The 25055-nt window shown below is 71.5% G+C and carries 26 protein-coding genes and 1 pseudogene; 22 read left to right on the plus strand and 5 right to left on the minus strand.

Features of this window, described 5'->3' with window-relative positions:
• Positions 1 to 43 precede the first annotated feature (43 nt).
• The 4 genes from torT to ACYQ0U_RS04325 all read left to right on the plus strand — a co-directional run bounded on the left by torT (position 44) and on the right by ACYQ0U_RS04325 (position 4323).
• Complete coding sequence (gene torT, locus ACYQ0U_RS04310; protein WP_459969790.1) at positions 44 to 1147, plus strand: TMAO reductase system periplasmic protein TorT; 1104 nt, start codon at positions 44 to 46, stop codon at positions 1145 to 1147.
• Positions 1148 to 1242: 95 nt separating this feature from the next.
• Positions 1243 to 2730 carry a sugar ABC transporter ATP-binding protein gene (locus ACYQ0U_RS04315; RefSeq protein WP_459969981.1) on the plus strand — a complete coding sequence of 496 codons (1488 nt, stop codon included), beginning with the start codon at positions 1243 to 1245 and terminating at the stop codon, positions 2728 to 2730.
• Positions 2727 to 3776 carry an ABC transporter permease gene (locus ACYQ0U_RS04320; RefSeq protein ID WP_459969792.1) on the plus strand — a complete coding sequence of 350 codons (1050 nt, stop codon included), beginning with the start codon at positions 2727 to 2729 and terminating at the stop codon, positions 3774 to 3776. Before ACYQ0U_RS04315 ends, ACYQ0U_RS04320 begins: the two co-directional genes overlap by 4 nt.
• 163 nt (positions 3777 to 3939) lie before the next feature.
• Complete coding sequence (locus ACYQ0U_RS04325) at positions 3940 to 4323, plus strand: hypothetical protein (RefSeq protein ID WP_459969794.1); 384 nt, start codon at positions 3940 to 3942, stop codon at positions 4321 to 4323.
• Positions 4324 to 4341: 18 nt separating this feature from the next.
• Here ACYQ0U_RS04325 and ppdK read toward each other — a convergent pair whose 3' ends face one another.
• The gene (ppdK, locus tag ACYQ0U_RS04330) at positions 4342 to 7014 is read right to left on the minus strand and encodes a pyruvate, phosphate dikinase (RefSeq protein ID WP_459969796.1); all 2673 of its coding nucleotides are present in this window, start codon (positions 7012 to 7014) and stop codon (positions 4342 to 4344) included.
• A 206-nt stretch (positions 7015 to 7220) separates the two neighbouring features.
• On the opposite strand from ppdK, the pseudogene ACYQ0U_RS04335 reads away from it, so the two are divergent.
• From ACYQ0U_RS04335 to ACYQ0U_RS04420, 18 genes and pseudogenes are all read left to right on the plus strand, one after another.
• A pseudogene (locus ACYQ0U_RS04335) lies at positions 7221 to 8128 on the plus strand (PorA family protein).
• Between the two features lie 111 nt (positions 8129 to 8239).
• Entirely contained in the window at positions 8240 to 10186 is a 1947-nt protein-coding gene (locus ACYQ0U_RS04340; protein WP_459969798.1) for a phosphoenolpyruvate carboxykinase (GTP), read from the plus strand.
• Entirely contained in the window at positions 10093 to 10971 is an 879-nt protein-coding gene (locus ACYQ0U_RS04345) for an FAD binding domain-containing protein (RefSeq protein ID WP_459969800.1), read from the plus strand. Before ACYQ0U_RS04340 ends, ACYQ0U_RS04345 begins: the two co-directional genes overlap by 94 nt.
• On the plus strand, positions 10962 to 11438 hold the full coding sequence (locus ACYQ0U_RS04350; protein ID WP_459969802.1) for a (2Fe-2S)-binding protein: 477 nt from the start codon (positions 10962 to 10964) through the stop codon (positions 11436 to 11438). The genes ACYQ0U_RS04345 and ACYQ0U_RS04350 overlap by 10 nt, the downstream gene beginning before the upstream one ends.
• Complete coding sequence (locus ACYQ0U_RS04355; RefSeq protein WP_459969804.1) at positions 11435 to 13789, plus strand: aerobic carbon-monoxide dehydrogenase large subunit; 2355 nt, start codon at positions 11435 to 11437, stop codon at positions 13787 to 13789. Before ACYQ0U_RS04350 ends, ACYQ0U_RS04355 begins: the two co-directional genes overlap by 4 nt.
• On the plus strand, positions 13770 to 14363 hold the full coding sequence (locus ACYQ0U_RS04360; protein WP_459969806.1) for a nucleotidyltransferase family protein: 594 nt from the start codon (positions 13770 to 13772) through the stop codon (positions 14361 to 14363). The genes ACYQ0U_RS04355 and ACYQ0U_RS04360 overlap by 20 nt, the downstream gene beginning before the upstream one ends.
• Positions 14360 to 15316 carry a LysR family transcriptional regulator gene (locus ACYQ0U_RS04365; protein WP_459969808.1) on the plus strand — a complete coding sequence of 319 codons (957 nt, stop codon included), beginning with the start codon at positions 14360 to 14362 and terminating at the stop codon, positions 15314 to 15316. The genes ACYQ0U_RS04360 and ACYQ0U_RS04365 overlap by 4 nt, the downstream gene beginning before the upstream one ends.
• Positions 15317 to 15434: 118 nt before the next feature.
• Entirely contained in the window at positions 15435 to 15692 is a 258-nt protein-coding gene (locus ACYQ0U_RS04370; RefSeq protein WP_459969810.1) for a hypothetical protein, read from the plus strand.
• Positions 15692 to 16567 carry an FAD binding domain-containing protein gene (locus ACYQ0U_RS04375; protein ID WP_459969812.1) on the plus strand — a complete coding sequence of 292 codons (876 nt, stop codon included), beginning with the start codon at positions 15692 to 15694 and terminating at the stop codon, positions 16565 to 16567. Before ACYQ0U_RS04370 ends, ACYQ0U_RS04375 begins: the two co-directional genes overlap by 1 nt.
• Entirely contained in the window at positions 16564 to 17091 is a 528-nt protein-coding gene (locus ACYQ0U_RS04380; protein WP_459969813.1) for a (2Fe-2S)-binding protein, read from the plus strand. Before ACYQ0U_RS04375 ends, ACYQ0U_RS04380 begins: the two co-directional genes overlap by 4 nt.
• Complete coding sequence (locus ACYQ0U_RS04385; protein WP_459969814.1) at positions 17088 to 19493, plus strand: aerobic carbon-monoxide dehydrogenase large subunit; 2406 nt, start codon at positions 17088 to 17090, stop codon at positions 19491 to 19493. Before ACYQ0U_RS04380 ends, ACYQ0U_RS04385 begins: the two co-directional genes overlap by 4 nt.
• On the plus strand, positions 19490 to 20392 hold the full coding sequence (locus ACYQ0U_RS04390; protein ID WP_459969816.1) for an XdhC family protein: 903 nt from the start codon (positions 19490 to 19492) through the stop codon (positions 20390 to 20392). The genes ACYQ0U_RS04385 and ACYQ0U_RS04390 overlap by 4 nt, the downstream gene beginning before the upstream one ends.
• Positions 20393 to 20395: 3 nt before the next feature.
• Positions 20396 to 20974 carry an SRPBCC family protein gene (locus ACYQ0U_RS04395; RefSeq protein WP_459969818.1) on the plus strand — a complete coding sequence of 193 codons (579 nt, stop codon included), beginning with the start codon at positions 20396 to 20398 and terminating at the stop codon, positions 20972 to 20974.
• A gap of 9 nt (positions 20975 to 20983) precedes the next feature.
• Positions 20984 to 21235, plus strand: coding sequence for a hypothetical protein (locus ACYQ0U_RS04400; RefSeq protein WP_459969820.1), 252 nt, complete (start codon positions 20984 to 20986; stop codon positions 21233 to 21235).
• A 7-nt stretch (positions 21236 to 21242) separates the two neighbouring features.
• Positions 21243 to 21470 (plus strand): hypothetical protein, encoded by a 228-nt coding sequence (locus ACYQ0U_RS04405; protein WP_459969821.1) that lies wholly within the window; start codon positions 21243 to 21245, stop codon positions 21468 to 21470.
• A 3-nt stretch (positions 21471 to 21473) separates the two neighbouring features.
• Entirely contained in the window at positions 21474 to 21719 is a 246-nt protein-coding gene (locus ACYQ0U_RS04410; RefSeq protein WP_459969823.1) for a hypothetical protein, read from the plus strand.
• A 1-nt stretch (position 21720) separates the two neighbouring features.
• A complete protein-coding gene (locus ACYQ0U_RS04415; protein ID WP_459969825.1) occupies positions 21721 to 22020 on the plus strand; it encodes a hypothetical protein in 300 nt (99 codons plus the stop codon).
• The gene (locus tag ACYQ0U_RS04420) at positions 22017 to 22379 is read left to right on the plus strand and encodes a hypothetical protein (RefSeq protein WP_459969827.1); all 363 of its coding nucleotides are present in this window, start codon (positions 22017 to 22019) and stop codon (positions 22377 to 22379) included. The genes ACYQ0U_RS04415 and ACYQ0U_RS04420 overlap by 4 nt, the downstream gene beginning before the upstream one ends.
• Here ACYQ0U_RS04420 and ACYQ0U_RS04425 read toward each other — a convergent pair.
• The 4 genes from ACYQ0U_RS04425 to ACYQ0U_RS04440 are packed head-to-tail and all read right to left on the minus strand — an operon-like array spanning position 22361 to position 24969.
• On the minus strand, positions 22361 to 22765 hold the full coding sequence (locus ACYQ0U_RS04425; protein WP_459969829.1) for a hypothetical protein: 405 nt from the start codon (positions 22763 to 22765) through the stop codon (positions 22361 to 22363). The genes ACYQ0U_RS04420 and ACYQ0U_RS04425 overlap by 19 nt on opposite strands.
• Entirely contained in the window at positions 22762 to 23862 is a 1101-nt protein-coding gene (locus tag ACYQ0U_RS04430; protein ID WP_459969831.1) for a vWA domain-containing protein, read from the minus strand. Before ACYQ0U_RS04430 ends, ACYQ0U_RS04425 begins: the two co-directional genes overlap by 4 nt.
• Positions 23855 to 24727 (minus strand): AAA family ATPase, encoded by an 873-nt coding sequence (locus ACYQ0U_RS04435; RefSeq protein ID WP_459969833.1) that lies wholly within the window; start codon positions 24725 to 24727, stop codon positions 23855 to 23857. Before ACYQ0U_RS04435 ends, ACYQ0U_RS04430 begins: the two co-directional genes overlap by 8 nt.
• On the minus strand, positions 24724 to 24969 hold the full coding sequence (locus tag ACYQ0U_RS04440) for a hypothetical protein (protein ID WP_459969835.1): 246 nt from the start codon (positions 24967 to 24969) through the stop codon (positions 24724 to 24726). Before ACYQ0U_RS04440 ends, ACYQ0U_RS04435 begins: the two co-directional genes overlap by 4 nt.
• Positions 24970 to 25055: the final 86 nt, after the last annotated feature.

Here is a 25055-nt window from a genome sequence, read left to right on the forward strand (position 1 = left end):
GCCCGGCTGTGCTCGGAGGTAGGGCTTGTTCAAGGAGATCACAATGCAATCCAGAACACTTGTGGCAGCGGGCACCGCGGTGATCGCGCTTGGTCTGGCCGGCTGCGGCTCGTCCGACGGCGCAGCCAGCTCAGCGCCTGACGAGGCCACCGAGGACTGGTTCCCGACGAGCGTGGCCGTGTGGCCCGAGCCGGGATTCGAGTCCGAGAGCACCGAGCAGGAGTACTCTCCGACGGACGAGGTGAGCAAGGCGTGGAACATCTGCGCCTCGTTCCCGCACCTCTCCGACGCGTACTGGCTGGCCGCCGACTACGGCGTCATCAAGGAGGCCGAGCGAGCGGGCGTCAACATGACGGTCGTCGAGGCCGGTGGCTACGGAAACCTCGACAAGCAGATCCAGCAGATCGAGGACTGCGCTCAGAACAACGACGCGGTCATCATCGGTGCCATCTCGTCGGACGGCCTCAACCCCACCATCGAGAAGCTCAGGTCCGAGGGCAAGGTGGTCATCGACTTCATCAATGGCGTCTCGTCGCCCGACATCACCGCGCAGAGCCTGATCTCCTACCGCGAGATCGCCTCGCAGACGGCGGAGTACCTCCTCGAGGCGTCCGGCGGCGAGGACGTGACGGTGGCCTGGTTCCCCGGCCCCAAGGGCGCGGGCTTCGCCGAGGAGGCGAACAAGGGCTTCACCGAGACCCTCGCCGGCAGCAATGTCGAGGTCATCAACACGCAGTGGGGCAACACGGACAAGGAGTCGCAGTCCAAGCTCATCGAGGATGCCCTCGCTGCGAACCCCGACGTCAACTACGTCGCGGGCAACGCCGTCGCGGCGGAGGCCGCCGGCCCGATCCTGCGCGACAAGGACCTCACCGACACCATCGGCGTCCTCGCGTACTACATGACGCCTGGAACCTACTCGGGGATCCAGTCCGGGAGCGTGCTCGCCTCCGCGGCTGACCCCGCGGTGCTGACGTCGCGTATCGCTACGGACCTCGCTATCCGGGCGCTGGAGGAGCAGGAGTTCGACCTGCACGTCGCTCCCGCGCTCCAGGTGATCGACAAGGGTGCTCTCGAGTCCTGGGACTCCACCACCACGCTCGCGCCGACGGACTGGAGCGCCGAGTTCTCCTACTCCGCCAACTAGCCGCCCACCACCCAGGTGGGGCGACGCGCTGCGCGTCGCCCCACCGTGGGCAGGCAGGAGTTCACGAAATGACTCATCAGATTCCGGCGCTCGAGATGGTCGGCATCTCGAAGCGATTCCCAGGTGTCGTCGCGCTCGACTCGGTCGACTTCCAGTTGCTGGAGGGCGAGACCCACGTCCTCTTCGGAGAGAACGGCGCGGGGAAGTCGACACTGATCTCCATCATGGCCGGAGCGGCGAGCTCCGACGCCGGGAGCGTGCGGCTCGCCGGGCGGGAGACGTCCCTCCGAAACGTCGCCGACGCACGTCGCCTCGGCGTCAGCGCCGTGTTCCAGGAGTTCTCACTCGCTCCGTCCCTCTCGGTGGCCGAGAACGTGGTGATGGGCGAACAGCCGTCCCGCGCGGGCGTCGTGAGCCGTCGCGCGGTCAGGGAGCTGGCGCGACAGCGGCTGGGCGGACTGGGATTCGAGATCCCGCTCGATGCCCCGGTCGAGACACTCACTCGTGCCGAGCAGCAGATGGTGGAGATCGCGAAGGCCTTCCGGTCAGACCTCAAGGTGCTCATCCTCGACGAACCCACCGCATCACTGAACGACACCGAGTGTGAGCGGCTCTACGAGCTCGTCGGGGACCTGAAGCGCCGAGGCGTGGGCGTCGTCTACGTGACTCACCGGATGGGCGAGATCACGCGCCTGGCCGATCGCGTGACCGTGCTTCGCGACGGGAAGTACGTCACGACGGTGCCCGGCACAACCTCCTCGGACGAGCTGATCCGACTGATGACGGGGCGGGTCATGGACCAGATCTATCCGGTCATTCCCCCTCCGACGTCGACGGTCGCGCTCAGTGCCGTCGGTCTCACCACCCGCGACAAGGCGGTGTCCGATGCTTCCTTCGAGGTCCGCAAGGGCGAGGTCGTCGGTTTCGCCGGCCTCATGGGCTCGGGCAAGTCGCACGCAGCGCGCGCTTGTGCGGGAGTGGAGCGCCTGGCCACGGGCCAGCTCGAGCTGCACGGCAGACCAGTCACCGGTGCGTCCATCGCTCGGTCGCTGAAGAACCGGGTCGTCTATCTCCCGCCGGACCGCAAGAGCGAAGGCCTGTTGCTCAATCGCCCGCTCCGGGAGTCCGTCTCTCTGCCGTGGCTCGGTCACTTCTCCTGGGCACGCACTCTGGTCCGGCGGAGAGCCGAACAACGCGAGGTAGCGCAGGTGCTGCAGACGATGAAGCTGTCGCCGCCCGATCCGGACCGGAACGCCGAGGCCTACTCGGGCGGCAACCAGCAGAAGGCCCTGCTGGGCCGGGCTCTGCTCAGCGACTGCGAGGTCCTGCTCCTCGACGAGCCGACGGTCGGCGTCGACGTCGGGGCACGCGTCTCCATCTACCAGCGCGTGGCCGAGATCGCCGAGGCCGGTGCGGGCGTCGTGATCGTCTCCTCAGACCTGCCCGAGGTGCTCCACCTGTGTCACCGGGTCTACGTCTTCTGCCAGGGACGCATCACCGCCCATCTCCAGGGCGACGAAATCAACGAGGAAAGGGTGCTCCAGCACATGATGCACTGGGATGAGATGGAGGCTGTCGGATGACCGACGTCGTGGCCAATACGGCGCCGGCTGCCGCCGGGAAGCGCCGAATGAACGTTGTCGGGCTCGGGGCAAGAGTCTTCGCACGTGTCGGAGCCCTGCCCATCCTGCTCGTCATCGCGATCGTGGTCTTCAGCATTCTGTCGCCGAACTTCTTGACGGTCGACAACCTGCAGTCGGCGCTCCGGCAGAACGCCTACATCGCGATCATCGTCCTGGCTCAGTTCGTGGTGCTGGTGGCGGGAGGCTTCGACCTGTCGGTCGGCGCCATCACCGCCCTCGTGTCGGTCGCCAGCGCTACGGCCATGGCCGACCGGCTGGCGGCCGGTGCCGGCCCGGCCGAGGCCATCGTGCTCGGCCTGGTCATCGGGCTCCTGGTAGGCCTGGGGGCGGGCGCGGTCAACGCGATCGGCATCGGCATGCTGAAGATCAACCCGTTCATCATGACGCTGGCCACTGCGTCGGTCTTCACCGGCGTTGCGCTGAAGGTGACGGCGGGCGTGCCGGTGAGCGGTCTGCCTGTCGAGTTCAGTGACCTGTTCGGCTACTCCAACTGGTGGGGAGTGTCCACCCCGATCTGGATCGCGGTCGCCGCGGCGGCGACTCTCTGGGCGTTGCTGCGGTGGACCAGGCCCGGCCGGAATCTCTACGCGGTGGGCTCGAACCCCCACGCCGCCCGGTTGTCCGGCATCAGTCCCGGATGGACCATGGCGCTGGCCTACATGGCGTCCGGCGTGCTGGTGGCGATCGGTGCTCTGCTCCTGACCGCGCGACTGCAGACGGGCGAGTCGAACATCGGAGCCGATCTCCCGCTGCTGACCATCGCGGCTGCTGTCATCGGCGGCGTGAGCCTGCGGGGCGGCTCCGGCAACGTGCTCAACGCGGTGCTCGGCGCTGTCTTCCTGGGTCTGGTCACCAACGGGATGAACCTGGCGAGGATCGAGTCGTACTACGAGATGATCGTTCTCGGCCTGGTCCTCGCTGTCGCGGTTCTCGCAGACCGTCTGCGAGGCAGGGTGGCCGCGGCGATCAACGCCGGTCGACTCTGACGACCCTGGCGCCCGGCCCACCGCCGCACAGCAGGCGATGGGCCGGGCGCCCGGTCCTCCGATCGGTGGATGGGTTCGCGCCGGGGCGGGAGAGATCCTTGAGTGGTGCGGGTGCTGGATCCGGCACACCGCGAACCCGTGTCGATTCCCAGGAGGCAGTCGCGTGATGCGTGTACCGGAGGCGACCGCCGAAACCCGGGAGTCCTCCCAGACCTATGTCGTGCGCGACCGGGAGCTGACGGAGGAGGGCTGCCGGCTCGTCGTCGAGGACTCCCGGGGTGATCGGGAGACCGTCACTCTGCCCGTGCTCCCCGACCGCTCGGCACCCGGTCAGCTCCACCGCGACGGGCTTCATCCGCTGGCCGTCCGGCTGGAGCTCGACCGGCCGGAGCTCTCCGCCAGCTGTCTCGTGCGTTCGAGCGATGGACCGATGCGCGTCGCGATCACTCCGGCGACGGCGCTCGCCCTCTGTTGTATCGAGGGCCGCCACACGATCCTCGTCCGGCGCGGCCCGGCGCGGAGCGGTCGTGGTCGGCTCGGACGGTGATCCTCGCGGGGAGCACGGTCAGCCCGTGCTCCTCGCGAGCAGCACGGAGCGCCCCGCCTCCAGGCGGGCGACCGGCACGCGGAACGGCGAGCACGACACGTAGCTCAGCCCGACCCGGTCGAAGAAGTGGATCGAGCGCGGATCGCCGCCGTGCTCCCCGCAGACGCCGACCTTGAGGTCGGGCCGGGCCTTGCGGCCCTTCTTGGTCCCCATCTCGACCATGCCGCCGACGCCGAGCTGGTCGAGGGACTCGAAGGGCGAGACGTCGAAGATGGCGTGCTCGAAGTAGCGGGAGAAGAACGACGCCTCGACGTCGTCGCGGGAGAACCCCCAGGCCATCTGGGTGAGGTCGTTGGTGCCGAAGGAGAAGAACTCGGCCTCCTTGGCGATCCGGTCCGCCAGGAAGGCGGCGCGGGGCAGCTCGATCATCGTGCCGACGGCGTAGTCGAGCTTCACGCCGCGGTCCTCCTCGATCTCGCGGGCGACCGCGAGGATGTCGGCCTTGACGATCTCGAGCTCGCGGACGCTGGCCACCAGCGGGATCATGATCTCCGGCAGCGGGCGCATGCCGGCCGCGGTGCGGTCGGCCGCGGCCTCGAGGATGGCGCGGGCCTGCATCCGGAACAGGCCGGGGATCTGGATGCCGAGTCGTACGCCGCGCAGGCCCAGCATCGGGTTCTGCTCGTGCAACCGGACCACGTGCCGGAGCAGGACCCGGTCGTGCTCGTCGACGTCACCCCGCTCCTCGGCCAGAGCCACCCGCACGGACAGCTCGGTGAGGTCGGGGAGGAACTCGTGCAGCGGCGGGTCGAGCAAGCGGATGGTGACGGGGAGCCCGTCCATCGCGTCGAAGATCTCGGTGAAGTCCTGGCGCTGCAGCGGCAGGAGCGCTTCCAGGGCGGTGCGCTGCGTGTCCTCGTCCTCGGCCACGATCAGCCGCTCGACCAGCTCGCGACGGTCGCCGAGGAACATGTGCTCGGTGCGGCACAGGCCGATGCCCTGGGCGCCGAAGCTGCGGGCTCGTGCTGCGTCCTCCGGGGTGTCGGCGTTCGTCCGGACCCGGAGCCGGCGAGCGCCGTCGGCGTGGGCCATGATCCGCGCGACCGCGTCGACCAGGTCGTGGTCGACCTTCTCGCCCTCGAAGTACCGCACCACGAGGGCCGCGGAGACCGGCACCGCGCCGGCGAAGACCTCCCCGGTCGTGCCGTCGATCGAGACCACGTCACCCTCGCGCACCGTCACCCCGTCGCGGGTCCGGAACTCGCGCGCCTTCGCGTCGACGTCGAGTGCGTCGGCGCCGCACACGCAGGTGCGGCCCATGCCACGCGCGACCACGGCCGCGTGGGACGTCTTGCCGCCGCGGCTGGTCAGGATGCCGCGGGCCGCCACCATGCCGCGGAGGTCGTCCGGGTTGGTCTCCTTGCGGACGAGGATGACGTCCTCGCCGCGCTCGGCCCACTCGACCGCCGTGTCGGAGTCGAACACGGCCTTCCCGACCGCGGCGCCGGGGGAGGCGTTCATGCCGACCGCGAGCAGCGTCCGCTCGGCCGAGTCGTCGAACCGGGGGAACATCAGCTGCGCGAGCTGGTCGCCCGTGACACGGGTGACCGCCTCGTCCATCTGGATCAGGCCCTCGTCCACCATGTTCACGGCGATCCGGAACGCCGCCTCCGGGGTGCGCTTGCCGACGCGGGTCTGGAGCATCCAGAGCTTCCCCCGCTCGACGGTGAACTCGATGTCGCACATGTCGCGGTAGTGCCGCTCCAGCCGCGCCATGATCGCCAGCAGCTCGTCGTGGGACCGGCGGTCGACCTCCGCGAAGTCGGCAAGGCTCACCGTGTTGCGGATGCCGGCGACCACGTCCTCGCCCTGCGCGTTCTGGAGGTAGTCGCCGTACTCCCCTTGCGCGCCGCTGGCCGGGTCCCGGGTGAAGGCGACGCCGGAGCCGGAGGTCATGCCGAAGTTGCCGAAGACCATGGCCTGGACGTTCACCGCGGTGCCGAGGTCGTCCGGGATCCGCTCCTGCCGGCGGTAGAGCCGTGCGCGGTCGGTGTTCCACGAGTCGAAGACCGCGCGCATGGCCAGGTCGAGCTGCTCGCGCGGGTCCTGCGGGAAGTCGCTGCCGGTGTGCTCCCGGACGATCTCCTTGAAGGTCGCGACCAGCGCTCGCAGGTCGTCGGCGTCGAGGTCCAGGTCGTTCTCGGTGCCGCGCGCCCTCTTGGCTGCGTCCAGCGCATCGGCGAAGTGCTCCGCGTCGATGTCGAGGACGGTGGTGCCGAACATCTGCAGCAGCCGGCGGTAGGAGTCCTGGGCGAAGCGCTCGTCGTCGCTCTGCCGGGCCAGGCCCACGACCGAGTCGTCGTTGAGGCCGATGTTCAAGACGGTCTCCATCATCCCGGGCATCGAGAACTTCGCGCCCGACCGGACGCTCACCAGGAGCGGGTCGTCGGCCGCACCGAGGCGCCGGCCCATGGTCGACTCCAGTGCGGCCAGGTGCTCGGAGATCTCCTCGCCCAGGCCGTCGGGGTCGCCGCCGTCGGCCAGGTAGGCGCGACAGGCCTCGGTGGTGATGGTGAAGCCCGGCGGCACGGGCAGCTCGAGGTTCGTCATCTCGGCGAGGTTCGCCCCCTTGCCGCCCAGCAGGTCACGCATGTCCTTGTTACCGCTGGCGAACGCGTACACATAGCCCATGTTCGGATTCGTCCTCTGCTGACTCGTCGTGCTCCTGGGGCGCCGGCGCTGCGACGACGCGGGTCCGGCGGTGCTCAGTCAACCACCTGCCCGCCGCGCACCTGTCCGCTGCTGTGACTTCGGACATGCCGGGTCCGGGAGGGATCGCGGACCCGTAACCTCTACCGGTCGGTAACCCCGCTCCAAGAAAACGTGAGCTCGTCAGCATGCGCAAGATCCTCGCCTGGGTGCTGGTCGCCCTCGGCGCCTTCCTCGTCGTCGCCGCCGTCGTGGCCCAGACCTGGGCCCCGGCCCAGGTCGAGCGGACGCCGCTGGACACCGACAACACGACCTACCTCTCCGGCAGCGCGATGAAGGCGAACCCCGCGAACGACTACGAGCTCGAGCCGCTCGACGTGGTCGCGTTCAGCACCAACCGGGCCGACGCCGACGTCTCCGACGACGACGTCATCGCCTGGGTGAGCACGCTCTGCCTGGTCGTCGACGAGGGCGACCCGACCGGCTGCGTGGACGAGGACGACCCGCAGGGCCGGCTGATCAGCGCCGAGACCGACGTCTTCGCGACCGACCGGCACACCGGCATGACCGTGAACGACGACGAGTACCTGCCGGCCGACGCGACGCCGCAGGAGGGGCTCCAGAACAAGTGGCCGTTCGGCGCCGAGAAGAAGACCTACCCGTCTGGGACGGACTGGCCGGGGACGCGGTCGACGCCACCTACGAGGGCACGCAGGACGTCGACGGCCTCGAGACCTACCACTACGTCGCGACCGTGGACGTCTCCGGCGTCGACGTGATCGCGGGGGTGCCCGGCGACTACCAGGCCACGACCGACTACTTCATCGAGCCGCGCACCGGCACGATCATCGACCAGGTCGTCCACCAGGAGCGCCAGGCCGACGGCATCGGGCCGATCCTCGAGCTCGACCTGGAGTTCACCGACGCCCAGGTGCGGAAGAACGTCGACGACACCCGGGACAACCTGTCGACGCTCGGTCTGATCGAGGACACCGTGCCGCTGGTCGGCTACGTCGTCGGCATCCCGGCGCTGGTCATCGGCGTCCTGCTGCTCGTCCGCGAGCGACGCCGGCGCATCGCCCCCGCCGCGGGCTGACCACGCGCGGACCACGAGCAGACCTTCGGGCCCACCCTGCGGGGGGTCACCCGCTGTCCCGGTGGGTACGGTGCCCCCCACAGGGCGTGCTGGCCGAAAGGTGTGCAGTTCATGGTCGACGTGCAGGCAGTCCTCGACGAGGCAGGTCTGACGAACCCCCACGTGCGCGAGTACGTCGCGCACTGGGCGGAGATCACCCAGCCGGAGCGGATCGAGGTCGTGAGCGCGGCCGACGACGCCCGACTGGTCCAGGAGGCCCTGGACGCCGGTGAGCTCCAGCCGGCGGGCGAGGGCCGGTACTACTCACGCAGCTACCACAAGGACACCGCGCGCTCCGAGGAGCGCACGGTGGTCGCCACGAACGAGCCGGCGGACCGCGGCGTCTACAACAACTGGCGGCCGGCGTCGGAGATGAAGCCGATGCTGGTCGAGCGGATGCGCGGCGCGTCGGCCGGCAAGACCATGTACGTCGTCCCGTACCTCATGGCGCCGCCCGGCTCGCCGCTCGAGCGGTACGCCGCCGGCGTCGAGCTCACCGACACCCGGACCGTCGTGCTGCACATGATCCGCATGGCGCGGGTGGGCGCGGCGTACGTCGACGAGCTCGAGGACCCGAACAGCTTCGTCCGCGCCGTCCACGTCACCGGCGACCTGGAGAACCTCGGCCAGGGCACGCCCGACGACCAGCGCTACTTCGTCACCGTCGCCGACGAGCGGACGATCCTGCACTTCGGCTCGTCGTACGGCGGCAACGCCCTGCTCGGCAAGATCGCGCACGGCCTGCGCCAGGCCTGCTACGACGGCTGGGCCTCGCGCGGCTTCCTCGCCGAGCAGTTCATGCTGCTCGGGATCGTCGACCAGGAGACCGGCAAGCGCTGGCACGTCTGCGGCGGCTTCCCGAGCGCCTCGGGCAAGACCAACCTCGCGATGACGCTGGCGCCGGACGCGCTGGGCGACCGCTACCGGGTCGAGTTCTACGGCGACGACATCGCGTGGCTGTGGGTCGGCGAGGACGGTCGGGTCTACGGGATGAACCCGGAGAACGGCGTCTTCGGCGTCGCCAAGGACACCAACGAGAAGACCAACCCGACCGCGCTCGACGCGATCCGGCCCGGCAGCGGCGCGATCTTCACCAACGTCGCCTACAACGCCGACACGCACGACGTCTGGTGGGAGGGCAAGACCCCCGAGCCGCCGGCCGACGTCACCGGCTGGCGGGACTGGAAGGGCGAGCTGATCTCCGAGCGCGCGCCCGGGGACACCTCGCCGTGGGCGCACCCGAACAGCCGGTTCACGACCTCGCTGGCCAATGTCCCGAACGTCGCCTCGGACTACGAGGACCCCGCGGGCGTCCCGATCGACGCGATCATCTTCGGCGGCCGCACCAGCGACCGCGAGCCGCTGGTCCGCGCGATCACCGACCTCGCCGAGGGCGTGTACGACGGGCTGACGCTCGGCGCCGAGGCCACCTTCGCCGCCGAGGGCGTCGACGGGCAGCTGCGCTACGACCCGATGTCGATGCGTCCGTTCATGGCCTACTCCGAGGGGGAGTACGCCGCGCACTGGCTGCGGATCATCGGCGCCGCGACGAAGCCGCCGATCTTCGCGCACGTGAACTGGTTCCAGCGCGACCCCGAGGACGGCCACTTCCGCTGGCCGGGCTACCGGGAGAACCTGCGCGCGCTGCTCTGGCTCGTCCAGCTCAAGGACGGCCTGGTCTCCGGGCGGCCCTCGCCGGTCGGCGTACTCCCCACCCCGGAGGCTTCCGCGCGCAGCACCTGGGCCAGTTCGACGGCCTGCCCCAGGGGATCTGGGAGGCGCACCGCCGGGTGGCCGCCGCCCTCGACGACGCCCGTCCGTAGCCGGCGGACGGCCGGAACCCGACGGTCGTCCTCCGGCTCGGCCAGGGATCGGCGATGTCGATACCGGCCACGGCGGGACTGTCGAGCGGTACGGTCGGCACCGTGCAGGTCCCCGCGCCGATCGAGTACGAGCGTGCGACCAGCGTCGAGCACGCGATCGGGCTGCTGTCCCGGCTCGGCGAGGAGGCGCGGCTGATCGCGGGCGGGCACAGTCTGCTGCCGATGATGAAGCTGCGCCTCGCCAACCCCGAGTACCTGGTCGACATCAACGACCTGCACGGCGAGCTCGGCTACGTCGACATCCGTGAGACCGAGGTGCGGATCGGCGCGATGACACGGCACCGCGAGCTGCTGGAGTCCGACCCGCTCGCCGACATCTGCCCCATCTTCCGCGACGCCGAGCGGGTGATCGCCGACCCGCCCGTGCGCAACCGCGGCACGCTCGGCGGCGCGCTCTGCCAGGCCGACCCGTCCGAGGACCTCTCGTCGGTCTGCACGACGCTGGACGCGAGCTGCGTGATCCGCGGGCCGCACGGTGAGCGGGTGGTGTCGATGGACGACTTCCACCTCGGGCCCTACCAGACCGTCGTCGGGCACGACGAGATCCTGATCGAGGTGCGCATCCCGGTGCGGCCCCGGGGCAGCAGCGCCTACGCGAAGGTCGACCGCCGGGCCGGCGACTGGGCCGTCACCGCGGTCGGTGCCGCGCTCTGGGTCGACGACAACGACACGATCGCCGACGCCCGGGTCGGGCTGGCTGCGGTCGGCCCGAACACCACCGGGATCCCCGCCGTCTCGGCTGCCCTGCGCGGCCGGAGCCCGAGCGAGGACGCCTGGGACGCGGCGGCCTCGATCGCCGCCGAGAGCTGCCGCCCGGTGACCGACGGCCGGGGGAGCGCGGACTACAAGCGCCACCTGGCCGGCGAGCTCACCCGCCGCACCCTCCGCACGGCGTGGGAGAGGGTGGCCACGTGGAGGTGACCCTCACCGTCAACGGCGAGCCGGTGACGCGCGACGTCGAGGCCCGGCTGCTGCTCGTGCACCTGCTGCGCGACGAGCTCGGCCTCACCGGCACGCACTGGGGCTGCGACACCAGCAACTGCGGCAGCTGCGTCGTCCTCTACGACGGCGAGCCCGTGAAGTCCTGCACCGTGCTCGCCGCGATGGCGTCCGGCCACGACGTGCGGACCGTCGAGGACCTCGAGTACGACGGGGTGCTCGACCCCGTCCAGCAGGGCTTCATGGAGTGCCACGGTCTGCAGTGCGGCTTCTGCACCTCCGGGATGCTGATGTCCGCGCGCGCGCTGCTCGACCGCGACCCCGACCCGAGCGAGCACACGATCCGCGAGGCGATCTCGGGCCAGATCTGCCGGTGCACCGGCTACGCCTCGATCGTGAGGAGCGTGCGCTGGGCAGCCGAGCACCCGGAGGGGAGGATCGAGGCATGACGTCGACCGCGCCGATCGGGCACGGCCGGATGCTCCGCAAGGAGGACCGGCGGTTCGTCCGCGGGCGCGGCAGGTACCTCGACGACATCGCGCTGCCCGGCATGCTGCACCTCGCGATCCTGCGCTCGCCGGTCGCGCACGCCCGCCTGGTCTCCGTCGACACCCTCGCCGCCGAGGCGCACCCCCAGGTCAAGGCCGTCGTCACCGGCGCGATGCTCGCCGAGCGCGGGCTGGCCTGGATGCCGACGCTGTCGGGCGACGTCCAGGCCGTGCTCGCCACCGACAAGGTGCGCTTCCAGGGGCAGGAGGTCGCGTTCGTCGTCGCCGAGGACCGGTACGCCGCTCGGGACGCCCTCGAGCTGATCGACGTCGAGTACGAGGTGCTCGACCCGGTCGTCGACGTCCGCCGGGCGCTCGAGCCGGACGCGCCGTTGATCCGCGACGACGTGCCCGGCAAGGCCGACAACCACTGCTTCGACTGGGAGACCGGCGACGCGGCCGAGACGGCTGCGGTCTTCGACCGCGCCGACGTCGTCGTGCGGCAGGAGCTGGTCTTCCCGCGGGTGCACCCGGCGCCGCTGGAGACCTGCGGCGCGGTCGCCGACTACGACCGGGTGGAGGAGAAGCTCACCCTCTGGGCGACGACGCAGGCGCCGCACGCGCACCGGACGCTCTACTCCATGTTCGCCGGCGTGCCGGAGCACCGGATCCGGGTGATCGCGCCGGACATCGGCGGCGGCTTCGGCAACAAGGTGCCGATCTACCCGGGCTACGTGTGCGCGATCGTCGGGTCGATGGTCACCGGCCGGCCGGTGAAGTGGACCGAGGACCGCACCGAGAACCTGGTCGCGTCCGGCTTCGCCCGCGACTACGTGATGACCGGCGAGATCGCCGCGACGCACGACGGCCGGATCCTCGCGGTGCGCAGCCACGTGCTCGCCGACCACGGCGCCTTCAACGGGACGGCCGCGCCGCGGAAGTTCCCGGGCGGCTTCTTCGGCGTCTTCACCGGGAGCTACGACCTCGAGGCGGCGTACTGCTCGATGACCGCGGTGCACACGAACAAGGCGCCCGGCGGCGTCGCGTACGCGTGCTCGTTCCGCATCGCCGAGGCGGTCTACCTGGTCGAGCGGATGGTCGACCTGCTCGCCCACGAGCTCGGCGTCGACCCGGTCGAGCTGCGGCTGCGCAACTTCCTGCGGCCCGAGCAGTTCCCCTACACGAGCCGCACCGGCTGGGTGTACGACTCCGGCGACTACGAGGCCACGATGCGTGAGGCGCTCCGGATCGCGCGGTACGACGAGCTGCGCGCCGAGCAGGCGGAGAAGCGTGCGCGGGGAGAGTTGATGGGGATCGGCGTCTCCTTCTTCACCGAGGCGGTCGGCGCCGGACCGCGCAAGGACATGGACATGCTCGGCCTCGGCATGGCCGACGGCTGCGAGCTGCGGGTGCACCCGACCGGGACGGCGGTCGTGCGGATCTCGGTGCAGACCCAGGGGCAGGGCCACGAGACGACGTTCGCCCAGCTGATCGCCGAGGAGCTCGGCATCCATCCCGACGACGTCGACGTGGTGCACGGCGACACCGACAACACGCCGTACGGGCTGGGGACCTACGGCTCCCGCTCGACGCCGGTCTCGGGTGCGGCGGCGGTGATCGCCGCACGACGGGTGCGCGCGAAGGCGCGGCTGATCGCGGCCGGGATGCTCGAGGTCGCGCCCGAGGACCTGGAGTGGACCAAGGGCCGGTTCGACGTGCGTGGTGTGCCCGGCAGCGGCGTCACCATCCAGCAGGTGGCGATGCGGGCGCACGGCGCCGGCGACCTGCCCGACGGGGTCGAGGGCGGGCTGGACGCGCAGGTGTCCTACAACCCCGACAGCCTCACGTATCCGTACGGCGCCTACATCTGCGTCGTGGACATCGACCCCGGAACGGCCGTGGTGAGGGTGCGCCGGTTCGTCGCGGTCGACGACTGCGGCACCCGGATCAACGAGATGATCGTCGAGGGCCAGATCCACGGCGGCCTCACCGACGGCGTCGGCATGGCGCTGATGGAGTTCATCGGGTACGACGAGCACGGCAACTGCCTCGGCGGCTCGCTCATGGACTACCTCCTCCCGACCGCGCTCGAGGTGCCCGACTGGGAGACCGGCATGACCGTGACCCCGTCGCCCCACCACCCGATCGGCGCCAAGGGCGTCGGCGAGTCCGCGACCGTGGGCTCGCCCCCGGCGGTCGTCAACGCGGTGATCGACGCGCTGGCGCCGTACGGCGTGCGGCACGCCGACATGCCGCTCACCCCGTCCCGCGTGTGGGAGGCGATGCACGGCCGTGCCACGCCACCTCGCTGACGTCACCGCGCTCGTCCTGGCCGCCGGCGGGTCCTCGCGGCTCGGCCGGCCCAAGCAGCTGCTGCCCCTGGGCGCCGGCACGCTGCTCGACGCCACCCTGTCGGTCGTGCGCTCCTGCGGCTTCGGCCAGGTCGTCGTCGCGATCGGCGGCGCGGCCGACGAGGTCGCCGCGACCGTCGACCTGGCGGGTCTCGACGTGGTGCGCAACCCCGGCTTCGGCGCCGGGTGCTCGTCGTCGATCGTCGCCGCCCTCCCGGCGATCTCCTCCGCCGCCGACGGGGTCGTGCTGATGCTGGGCGACCAGCCGGAGGTGTCGCCCGACGCCGTTCGTGCCGTCGCGTCGGTCGACGCCGAGCTCGCGGTGTGCCGCTACCGCGACGGACTCGGACACCCCTTCTGGCTGGGCCGGGGGCTCTTCGCCGACCTCGCAACCCTGCACGGCGACAAGGCGGTGTGGAAGCTGGTCGACGCCGCCGGCCCCGCGCTGGTGACGGTCGACGTCGACGCGTCGGTGCCCGCCGACGTGGACACCGAGGCCGACTACGCGGCGCTGCTGGCGAGGTGGTCGCCGTGACCCCGACCCAGCTGCGCGCGTTCGCGACCGTCGTCCGACTCGGCTCGGTGAAGGCCGCGGCCGCCGACCTCGGGGTCTCCGAGGCGGCGGTGTCGCTGCACGTCGGCCAGTTGCGCAAGGAGCTCGGGGACCAGCTGTTCAACCGCACCGCGTCGGGGCTGGCGTTCACCCCCGGCGGACTGCGGCTGGCCAGCCGGGCGGTCGAGCTGCTGGGCCTCCAGGATCGGACCGTCCTCGAGGTGCGCGAGGCCGGCGTCGGCCGCCGGATGCTGCGGCTCGCGACGACCTCGCTCTTCGCGGAGTACGCCGCCCCCGGGCTCATCGGGCTCTTCGCCGACCGCGCCCAGGACCTCGATGTCGAGCTCAGCGTCCACCCGGCCCGCGACTTCGAGCAGCTGCTGCTCACCCGCACCGTCGACGCGACCGTCGGCCCCCGCCCCGCGACCACCGAACCCGCGGTCAGCAGCCGGCTGTTCCTCAACTACCACGTGCTCGCGGTGGTCAGCCCCGACCATCCCGTCACCCGCGGGCGGCCCGGCGTCGCGATGCTGCGCGAGCAGACGTGGCTGCTCGGTCCGTCGGCCGCCGACGACGCAGGGGTGATCCCGGGACTGCTGCACCGCATCGGCGTACCCGAGGAGCGGCAGCAGATCTTCCAGAGCCACGCCGCCGCCCTCGAGGAGGCCAAGCGCGGGGCCGGCGTCACGCTGGCGGTCGCCTTCGCGGTCGCCCAGGACCTCGCCGCCGGCGCGCTCGTCCAGGTGCCCGGCCGGCCGGTCCAGGGCCAGGGCTCGTGGAACATCTCGATCCTCGCCGGCCAGCGGGCCACGCCCGCGGCGGAGGAGATGGCGCGGTTCGTCAGCACCCCGCGCGCGACCCAGGCGATGCTGCGCGGCCGCGGCGTCACGCACGGCCGGTTCCGGCCCGCCGTGCACGTGACGCTCTGGAGCTGAGCCCCGCGGCGTCCGTCTCCTCCGCGGGCCACTTAAGCGAAGTGTTGATCCGCTGTTGCCGGGGCGTGTGACCCAGAGCACAGTGACCGCCATCAAACTGGAGGCGAGGAGGCGGGCCGTGCCGATCGAGTCGGACGGACACAGCCGGGGGAACCCGCGCATGTACGAGCTCATCGAGAATGCACCGAGGACCGGCGCCAGCCCGACCGTGTTCGCGTTCCCGCAGCTCGTCGAGTTCATGAAGATCGCGGGGCAGCCGGTGGCGGGGCCCTGGCCACCGCACCAGCAGCCGCGGCCGGATCCCACCGACATCGACTCGCTGCCGGTGGCCATCGCGGACCCGGCCGCCGAGCCCGACCGGACGGTGGAGGCCTGATGTACCCGGACCGCTTCCGCTACGAGGCGCCGCGCGCGCTGGACGAGGCGATCGGGCTGCTGCACGAAGGCGCCGGCGAGGCCAAGGTGCTCGCCGGTGGGCAGAGCCTGGTGCCGCTCCTGAAGCTCCGTTTCGCGGCGCCGGAGCTGCTCGTCGACATCAACAACCTGCCCGGGCTCGACCACCTCGAGGTGGCAGCCAACGGCGGCATCCGGGTCGGCGCGTTGTGCCGGCACCGCGACCTCGAGCGCTCCGCCGAGATCGCGCGGGTCCAGCCGGTGATGGCGGCCGCCGCGCCGCTCATCGCGGACCCGATCGTGCGCACCCGGGGCACGCTCGTCGGGTCGCTGTGCCACGCCGACCCCCAGGGGGACTGGGCGGCCGTGGTCACAGCGCTCGGCGGGCACGTCGTCGCGCAGGGCCCGTCCGGCCGTCGGGACATCCCGATCGGCGACTTCGTGACCGGGCCGTTCCAGAACGTCCTGGCGTACGACGAGATCGCGGTCGAGGCGGTCCTGCCGGCGCCGAGCGGGGACGTCGCCGGCGGGTTCCTCAAGCTCGAGCGCCGGGTCGGCGACTTCGCGACGGCTGGTGCGGCGGTGTCGCTCGAGCTCAGCGGAGACCGGGTCACGAGGGCCGGCATCGCGCTGACCGGCGTGGGCAGCCGGACCATCGACGCCCGCGCCGCGGCCGACTCGCTGGTCGGCCAGGCGCTCACCGCGGTGGCGATCGTCCGGGCCGCCGACCTCGCGGCCGAGGCCGCCCAGCCCAACTCGGACCACCGGGGCAGTGCGACGTACAAGCGTCACATCATCCACACGTTCGTCACCCGGCTGCTGACCCGGGTGTCCCAGAGATCCGAGAGGGCGGCATGACCAGCCTGTTCGAGGAAGTGCCCGCGACCGCGGGCGAGGACGTACCCGTACGCCGGGTGACGATCACCGTCAACGGCCAGGCGCGCACGGCCGACGTGGAGCCGCGCCTGCTGCTCGCGCACCTGCTGCGCCAGGGCCTCAAGCTCACCGGCACCCACACCGGCTGCGACACCACGAACTGCGGGGCTTGCACCGTCCTCGTCGACGGGGCGCCGGTGAAGAGCTGCACGATGCTCGCGGTCCAGGCCGACGGGCACGCGGTCACCACGGTCGAGGGGCTGGCCGGGCCGAGTGCGCTGCACCCGATCCAGGAGAGCTTCAAGGCCGAGCACGGTCTCCAGTGCGGGTTCTGCACGCCGGGCATGATGCTCACCGCGAAGGCGCTGCTCGAGGACAACCCGGATCCCAGCGAGGATGAGGTGCGGTTCGCGCTGTCGGGCAACCTGTGCCGCTGCACGGGCTACCAGAACATCGTGAAGTCGGTCCTCCTGGCCGCGAAGACGATGCGGGGTGAGTCGGAGTGACCGCCACCGAGCCCGTCAGCCGGGCGCTGGACGAGATCAAGATCGGCGGCATGGGCGCGAGCCGCAAGCGGGTCGAGGACAACCGGTTCCTCCGCGGCAGGGGCCACTACGTCGACGACGTCGTGCTGCCCGGGATGCTCCACCTGGAGATCCTGCGCAGCCCACTGGCGCACGCGCGGATCAAGAGCATCGACGTCAGCAAGGCATGGGACATCCCCGGCGTCCGGCTGGTGCTCACCGGCGAGATGATGGCGACCCGCAACCTCGCGTGGATGCCGACGCTGAGCTATGACACCCAGGCGGTGCTGGCCACCGACAAGGTGCGGTTCCAGGGCCAGGAGGTCGCCTGCGTCATCGCCGACGACCCCTACATCGCCAAGGACGCGTGCGAGGCCATCGAGGTCGAGTACGAGCCGCTGCCGGTGATCGTCAACCCGACCCAGTCGCTCGCGCCGGACGCGCCGATCATCCGCGACGACAAGGAGAACCAGCGGGACAACGTCTGCTTCGACTGGCAGGTCGGCGACAGGGAGGGCACCGACCGGGCGTTCGCCGAGGCGGACGTCGTCTCCCGGATCGAGATGCACTACCCGCGCTCGCACCCGTCGCCGCTGGAGACCTGCGGCTCGGTCGCGGACTTCGACCGCGCGACCGGCAAGCTCACCGTCTACATGACCACGCAGGCACCGCACATCGTGCGGGCGGCCGTGGCGCTGATCGCCGAGCTGCCCGAGCACATGATCCGGATCGTGTCGCCGGACCTCGGCGGCGGCTTCGGCAACAAGGTGCCGGTCTACCCGGGCTACGTGATGTCGATCCTCGCGTCGATCCTCACCGAGCGTCCGGTGAAGTGGATCGAGGACCGCAGCGGCAACCTGATCTCCACCGGCTTCGGCCGCGACGTCTACCTGACCGGCGAGATGGCGCTGCGCCGCGACGGCAGGATCCTCGGCGTCCGTATGCACACCGACTCCGATCACGGTGCCTTCTTCGGCGACGCCCAGCCGAGCAAGTTCAAGATCGGTCTGATGCACTCGGCCTTCGCCTGCTACGACATCCCGGCGGCGCACCTGACGGCGCGCGGCGTCTACACGAACAAGGCGCCCGGCGGCGTCGCGTACCGGTGCTCCTTCCGGGTCACCGAGGCGATGTTCTTCCAGGAGCGGATGATGCAGGCCGCGGCCGACGACCTCGGCATGGACCAGGCGGAGTTCCGCCGGGTCAACTTCGTGCGCGACGACGACTTCCCACACCGGACGCCGTTCGGCTTCCTCACCGACTCCGGGCAGTACGCCAAGTGCCTGCAGGTCGGGCTGGACGCGATCGACTACGAGGGCTTCCGCCGCGAGCAGGCCGAGGCGGCGAAGAACGGCCGGCTGCTGGGCATCGGCATCTCCTGCATGACCGAGCCGCTCGGTGCCGGCAACAGCCGGGAGTACGACATCCTCGGCATCAAGATGTTCGACTCCGCCGAGCTGCGGGTCCACATGACCGGCCGGGCGATCCTGCGCACCGGGGCGAAGACGCAGGGCCAGGGCCACGAGACGACGTGGGCGCAGATCGTCGCCCACGAGCTCGGTATCCCGGCCGAGGACGTCGTCGTCGAGGAGGGCGACACCGACACCGCGCCGTTCGGCATGGGGACCTACGCCTCCCGCAGCACGCCGGTCGCCGGCGCCGCGATCGCGATGGCCGCGCGCAAGGTCAAGGCCAAGGCCCGCAAGCTCGCCGCGCACCTGCTGGAGGTGTCCGAGGAGGACGTGGAGTGGGAGCTCGGGCGGTTCTACGTCCGGACCGCGCCCGACCGCGGCGTCTCCATCCAGGAGTGCGCCATGGCGGCGTACGCCAACATGCCCGACGGCCTCGAGCCGGGCCTGGAGGCCAACGCCTACTACGACCCGCCCAACCTCACCTGGCCGTTCGGCTGCTACATCGTCACCGTCGAGGTGGACCCGCAGACCGGCGTGTGGGACGTGCTGCGGGTGGTCGCGGTCGACGACTGCGGCGTACGCATCAACCCGATGATCGTCGAGGGCCAGATCATGGGCGGCCTCACCGAGGCCTACGCCATGGCCAACATGCAGTTCATCACCTTCGACGAGGAGGGCAACTGCATCGGCTCGAACTTCATGGACTACCTGCTGCCGACCGCCTGGGAGACGCCCGGCTTCGAGCTGCACGAGGTCGTCACGCCCTGTCCGCACCATCCGATCGGCGCCAAGGGCGTCGGCGAGTGCGCGACCGTCGGCGGGCCGGCGGCGTTCGTGAACGCGGTCATGGACGCGCTCAAGGGCGCCGGCGTGCGCAACATCGACATGCCGCTGCTGCCGGACCGCGTGCACGAGGCGCTCACCGGGGGCCATGACGTCTCGGGCGCACCTCCGATCAGGACCGACCGATGAGCGAGCCGGAGCTGTCGGGCCAGGACCTGTCGGGCCAGGAGTACGCCGTCGCCACGGTCGTGTGGCGGCAGGCGCCGTCGTCCGGCCAGGTCGGGTCGCGCGCGTTCGTCACCGCGGACGGCCGGGTCCACGGCTGGATCGGCGGCGCGTGCGCCGAGCCGACGGTCGTGCGCGAGGCCCAGAAGGTGATCCGTGGGGGCGAGCCACGGCTGCTCTACCTCGGCGGCAGCGAGGACCTGGTGCTGCCCGAGGGGATGATCGCGATCCCGATGTCCTGCCAGAGCGAGGGTGCGTTGCAGATCTACATCGAGCCCGTGTACCCGCCGGTGCACCTCGTGGTCGTCGGCCGATCGCCGATGGCGCAGACCCTGACCGACCTCGCGGCCACGCTCGGCTGGCGATCCGAGCTCGTCGACGCCGCGGACTTCACCAGTGCGAACGTCGACCAGCGGTCCGTGGTCGTGGTCGCGACCCAGGGTCACGGCGACGAGGAGGTCGTCGGCCACGCGGCCTCGGCCATGCCGGCCTTCGTCGGCCTGGTCGCCTCCCACAAGCGCGGGGAGGCGGTGCTCGGCTACCTCGCCGAGCGCGGGGTGCCGCCGCACCTCCTCGACCGGGTGCGTACGCCGGTCGGGCTGGACCTCGGGCGCACGACCCACCAGGAGATCGCGGTGTCGGTGCTCGCCGAGCTCGTGCAGGTGCGGGCCGCCGGGGGCTTCGCGGTCGAGCCGGTACGGCAGCCGCGGCCGCTGCTCGAGACGGCCGACGCGCTCGACCCGGTGTGCGGGATGACCGTGCCCGCCGACGACGCGCACTTCCCGGTCGAGCACGACGGCGCGACGTACCACTTCTGCTGCGTCGGCTGCCGCGACGCGTTCCTGACGAGAGCGGGGGCCTGACCGATGCTGATCCGCAACGACTTCGAGGTCGGCCAGCCGGTCGACAAGGTGTGGGCGTTCTTCGGCGACGTGCCGCAGGTCGCGGCGTGCCTGCCGGGCGCCCGGCTCAACGACGACCTCGGCGACGACACCTACGGCGGCGAGGTCGCCATCCGGATGGGCCCGGTCAAGCTCGAGTTCGACGGCCGAGCCAGGATCGTGGAGCGCGACGACGCGACCAAGCGGATGGTCATCGACGCCTCCGGCGCCGACCGGAAGGGTCGTGGCCAGGCCGCGATGACGGTCACCGCCCAGCTGACGCCGGCGGGCGCCGGCACCCAGGTCCACCTCGAGCAGGACCTCCAGCTCTCCGGCGCCGCAGCGCAGTACGGCCGCGGCATGATCTCCGACGTCACGACCGTGCTCATGGGCCAGTTCGCCGACAACGCCCAGACGCGCATCGCCGCGCTCGAGCGGGGCGAGTCCGTGACCGCCACGGCGACGCCCGCCAGCGGACTCTCGATCGGCCTCCAGGCCGCGCGGATGGCGCTGATGCGGGTCTTCCGCCGGTTCTTCCTCCCCTACCAACCCAACCCGAGCTGAGGTGCCCTGATGCTGTGGTGGATCGGCAACATCGTGCTGCTGGTGGCCGTCGTGCCCGTGCTGGTGGCGCTCCTCAACCGCGTGCTGGCCGCGCTCGAACGCATCCGCGGTGCGGCCGACGACATCCTCGCCGGGGGCGGTGCGCTCGCCGCCGACCTCGAGGGGGTGCCGGAGACGCTGGCCGAGACGGGTGCGACCGTCGCTGCGGTCTCGTCGGGCGCCGTCCGGTACGCCGGCTCGGTCGGAAAGCTCCTGGGGTGATGCGCTGATGCCTGTTGTCGCCTGGGTGACCGTGGTGCTCGCGACGTTGATCATCGCCGCCGCCGCGCTCGGCCTGATCCGCGTGATCGGCCACCTGGTGGCCGTCCGGAAGACGCTGGACGGCGTGATCGCCGGGGTCGGCGTCGTCGCCGACCGCACCGCGACGGTGCCGGCCTCGGTCACGGCGGTCAACGCCAGCCTCAAGCCGGTCCGTGACTTCTGCGAGGGGGTGTAGGTCATGGCCGAGACCGGATGGGTCATCGGATACACGATCGGGATCGTCGTGGTGCTCGTCGTCGTGGCGCTCGTCGTACCGATCCTGCTGCTCGCGCACCGCATCGGCAAGCAGGCCGCCGCGATCGACGCGTCCCTCCAGCAGTCGGTGCAGAACACCGCCGGCCTGGCCGGGCTGAACACGACGATCGAGAGCGCCACCACCATCGTCGCCGGGCTCAACCGCGGCCGGACCCGGCTGGGAGGCTGAGATGACGAGCTTGACGACGATCTTCCTGACCGACACCCAGGAGAGCCTGTGGTGGGGCGCCGTGATCGGCGGCTTCGTCGTCGTCCTCGCGGTCGCGGCGCTGCTGACGATCCTGGTGCTCGAGGTGCGCACCATCGACCGTCGGGTCGCGGGCGTGAAGGCCACGCTGCTCGAGGCGGAGGCCAACACCAACGACACGGCGCTGATCGCCACGACCGCGACCGGCGTGGACGCGGTGCTCGCCGAGGGGCTCGAGCACCATCTCTTCCTCGGCCGGGTCCTCGGAAAGGTGCGGATGTGAACATCCTCGTCGTGCTGACCGTCGTCGACATCGTGGCGCTCATCGCCGGGCTGGCGGTCTACCTGTTCATCGTCGGTGGCCAGCTCACCCGGATCGCGGGCAACCTCGAGGAGTGTGCGGAGATCGTGCACCGGATCGAGGCGAACGCCCAGCCGATCATGCCCGGCCTGCAGCACATCAACCGCACCGGTGGCGTGGTCGCCGGGGCGCTGCCGCTGCTGTACGGCATGGCCGAGGGCATCGTCACCGGCGCCACCTACGTGCCGGCGGCGACCGCCGAGCGGCCGCCCGCCGTACCCGCCTCCGGCCGGCGGCGCTCCCGCCTCCACGACTCCGTGGGCTACGAGCCGGTTCCCTGACCGGGGCCCGGACCGCCGATCCAGTGCTCCCGCCAGGTCGGGTCCACCTGGCGGTCGTTGCACTGCGGCTTGTAGACCGAGACGAGCTCGTCGGCGATCTGCGCCCGGTGGCCGGGGAGGCCACCCGGGACCTGGTACGTCGCGATGTGCACTCCGTACCTCCCGCCGGCTCGCTGCGTCCAGCACGGTGCCGCCGGATGACGGAACGGGAACCCCTCCGTCGACAGGTTCGCGCTGTGCCCGACGTAGATGACGGCGTACTGCTCGCGGTCCGTGTCGGGCCGGTAGAGGATCGCGTAGACCGCGGGCACCTCCGGCGGAGCCCAGCCGGCCAGCACGCGGGGGCCGTCGAACGGGTAGCCCGCCAGCGAGCCGAGCCGGATCACGCCAGCCTCCGCGCGAACTCCTCCAGGTCGGCGAGGCTGCGCGCCGCCAGCACCTCGTCGACGTACGGCGCCGCGACCGCCATGCCGAGCGAGCCCGGCTCGGTGCCGTGCGGGTTGAGCCAGAGGACGCGGTGGGCGAGCCGGGAGAGCCGCTGCATGGCGGACTCCAGCTGCGCGGGATCGCCGCGGTCGAGGCCGTCGGAGCAGACCACCACGATGCCCCCGCGACCGACGCCGCGGCGGCCGAAGTCGCGGACGAACGCGTCCAGCGAGGCGCCGATCCGGGTGCCGCCCTCCCAGTCGACGACGGCCCGGGCCGCCCGGTCGAGCGCCTCGTCGGGGCGCCGGTGCTCGAGCTCACGGGTGATCCGGGTCAGCCGCGTGCCGAAGCAGAACACCTCGACCTTGCTGGTCGCGCGCGAGGTGACGTGGGCGTACTGGAGCAGCGCGCGCGAGTAGTCGGCCATCGACCCGGACACGTCCAGCACCAGCACCAGCGGACGCACCCGCTCCCGACGCCGGCGCCACCGCAGCGTGGCCGGGTCGCCGTGGGTGCGCATCGCCTCGCGGACGGTACGCCGCATGTCGGGGCGTCGTCCGGCGGCGGCCGGCATCGTGCGGCGCGAGCGCCGGCGCGGAGGCGTCAGCCGGACAATGCGCATGATGCGCCGCAAGGCGGCGAGCTCCTCGTCGGTGCAGTCGGCGAAGGCGCGCGCTCGCAGCGTCGCCACGTCGGAGCCGGCGAGACCCATCGGGGCCTCCTGCTCCTCGCTCTCCTCGCCGGGCTGCTCGGGCTCGGGCAGCTGGAGGTCGGCCCAGGCAGCGACGGCGTCGGGTCGGTTGAACGGCCGCGCCTCGTCGGGCTCGCCGGGCACGCCGAGGAACCACTCGCGGAACACCCGGTGGTAGACGGGCAGGTGCTCGCGGCGGCTGACCAGCGTCGCGCGCCCGGCCCAGTAGAGGTCCAGCAGGTCGGTCGGGTCGAGCGGCTCCATCGCGGCGCAGTAGGTCCGGACGTCGCCGGTGCCCACCGGCACGCCGGCCGCGCGCAGCTCGCGGGCGAACCCGACCAGGGTCTCGAGGAACGGCTCAGCCACGGGTGAGCTCGTGCACGTGCGCGCGCACGACGTCGAGGTCGTCGCGGTCCTTGACCACCGCCCCGAGGGTGTCCTCGAGGGTCTCGGCATCGAGGTCGACCGCGCCCACGGCGCCGACGGTGCGCACCCAGTCGATGGTCTCGGCGACACCGGGCGCCTTGGCCAGGTCGAGCTCGCGCAGCCGGTTGACCGCCGCGACCACCTTGCGCGCCAGCGCCTCGGACACGCCGGGCTCGCGCACCATCACGATCTCGACCTCGCGCTCGAACGCCGGATAGTCGACCCAGTGGTAGAGGCAGCGCCGCTTCAGCGCGTCGTGCAGCTCGCGGGTGCGGTTCGAGGTGAGCACGACCAGCGGCGGCCGCTCGGCCGCGACGGTGCCGATCTCCGGGATGGTGATCTGGAAGTCGGAGAGCAGCTCCAGCAGGAACGCCTCGAACTCGTCGTCGGCCCGGTCCACCTCGTCGACCAGCAGCACGGCCCGGTCCCCGGCCCGGACGGCGTCCAGCAGCGGTCGCTCGAGCAGGAACTTCGGCCCGAACAGCGCGTCGACCGCTGCCTCGTCGTCGAGGCTGCGCTCCGACAGTGCGCGGATCTGGAGCAGCTGGCGGGCGTAGTCCCACTCGTAGAGGGCCTGGCTGGTGTCGATGCCCTCGTAGCACTGGAGCCGGATCAGCCGCCGGCCGAGCACCCTGGCCAGTGCCTTCGCCACCTCGGTCTTGCCGACGCCGACCTCGCCCTCGAGGAGCAGCGGGCGGTCGAGCGTGAGGGCGACGTACGCCGCCGTGGAGAGCCCCCGATCGGCGAGGTAGCCGTCCGTGCGCAGCGCGTCGGTGAGCTCGGGGACGCTCGCGGGCCCGGTCATCCCTGGTCGCGACCCAGCACCAGATCGCGGAGCGTCTCGCCGTCGCCGAGCTTGCCCTCGCGGGCCAGCCGGTCGCGCCACGCCTCGCGCAGGTCGGTGCCGGGCTCGGCCATGCCGTCGAAGGTCATCCCGCGCGTGCGCTTGCACACCTTCGCCGGGGTCGCCTCGTCGAGCTCGAGCGCCGCCTCGGTCGCCTCGTCGGCGTCCCAGAGCGCTCGCAGCACCTCGGTCGGCTCAGCCATGCCTCCACTGTAGGTCGGCCCGCGGCCCCCGGCGAGGGCCGGTTAAGGGAACCCTGAGGTGCGCCTTGACCCGCGCCCGCGGCGCC

The organism is Nocardioides pyridinolyticus (genome assembly GCF_054653575.1).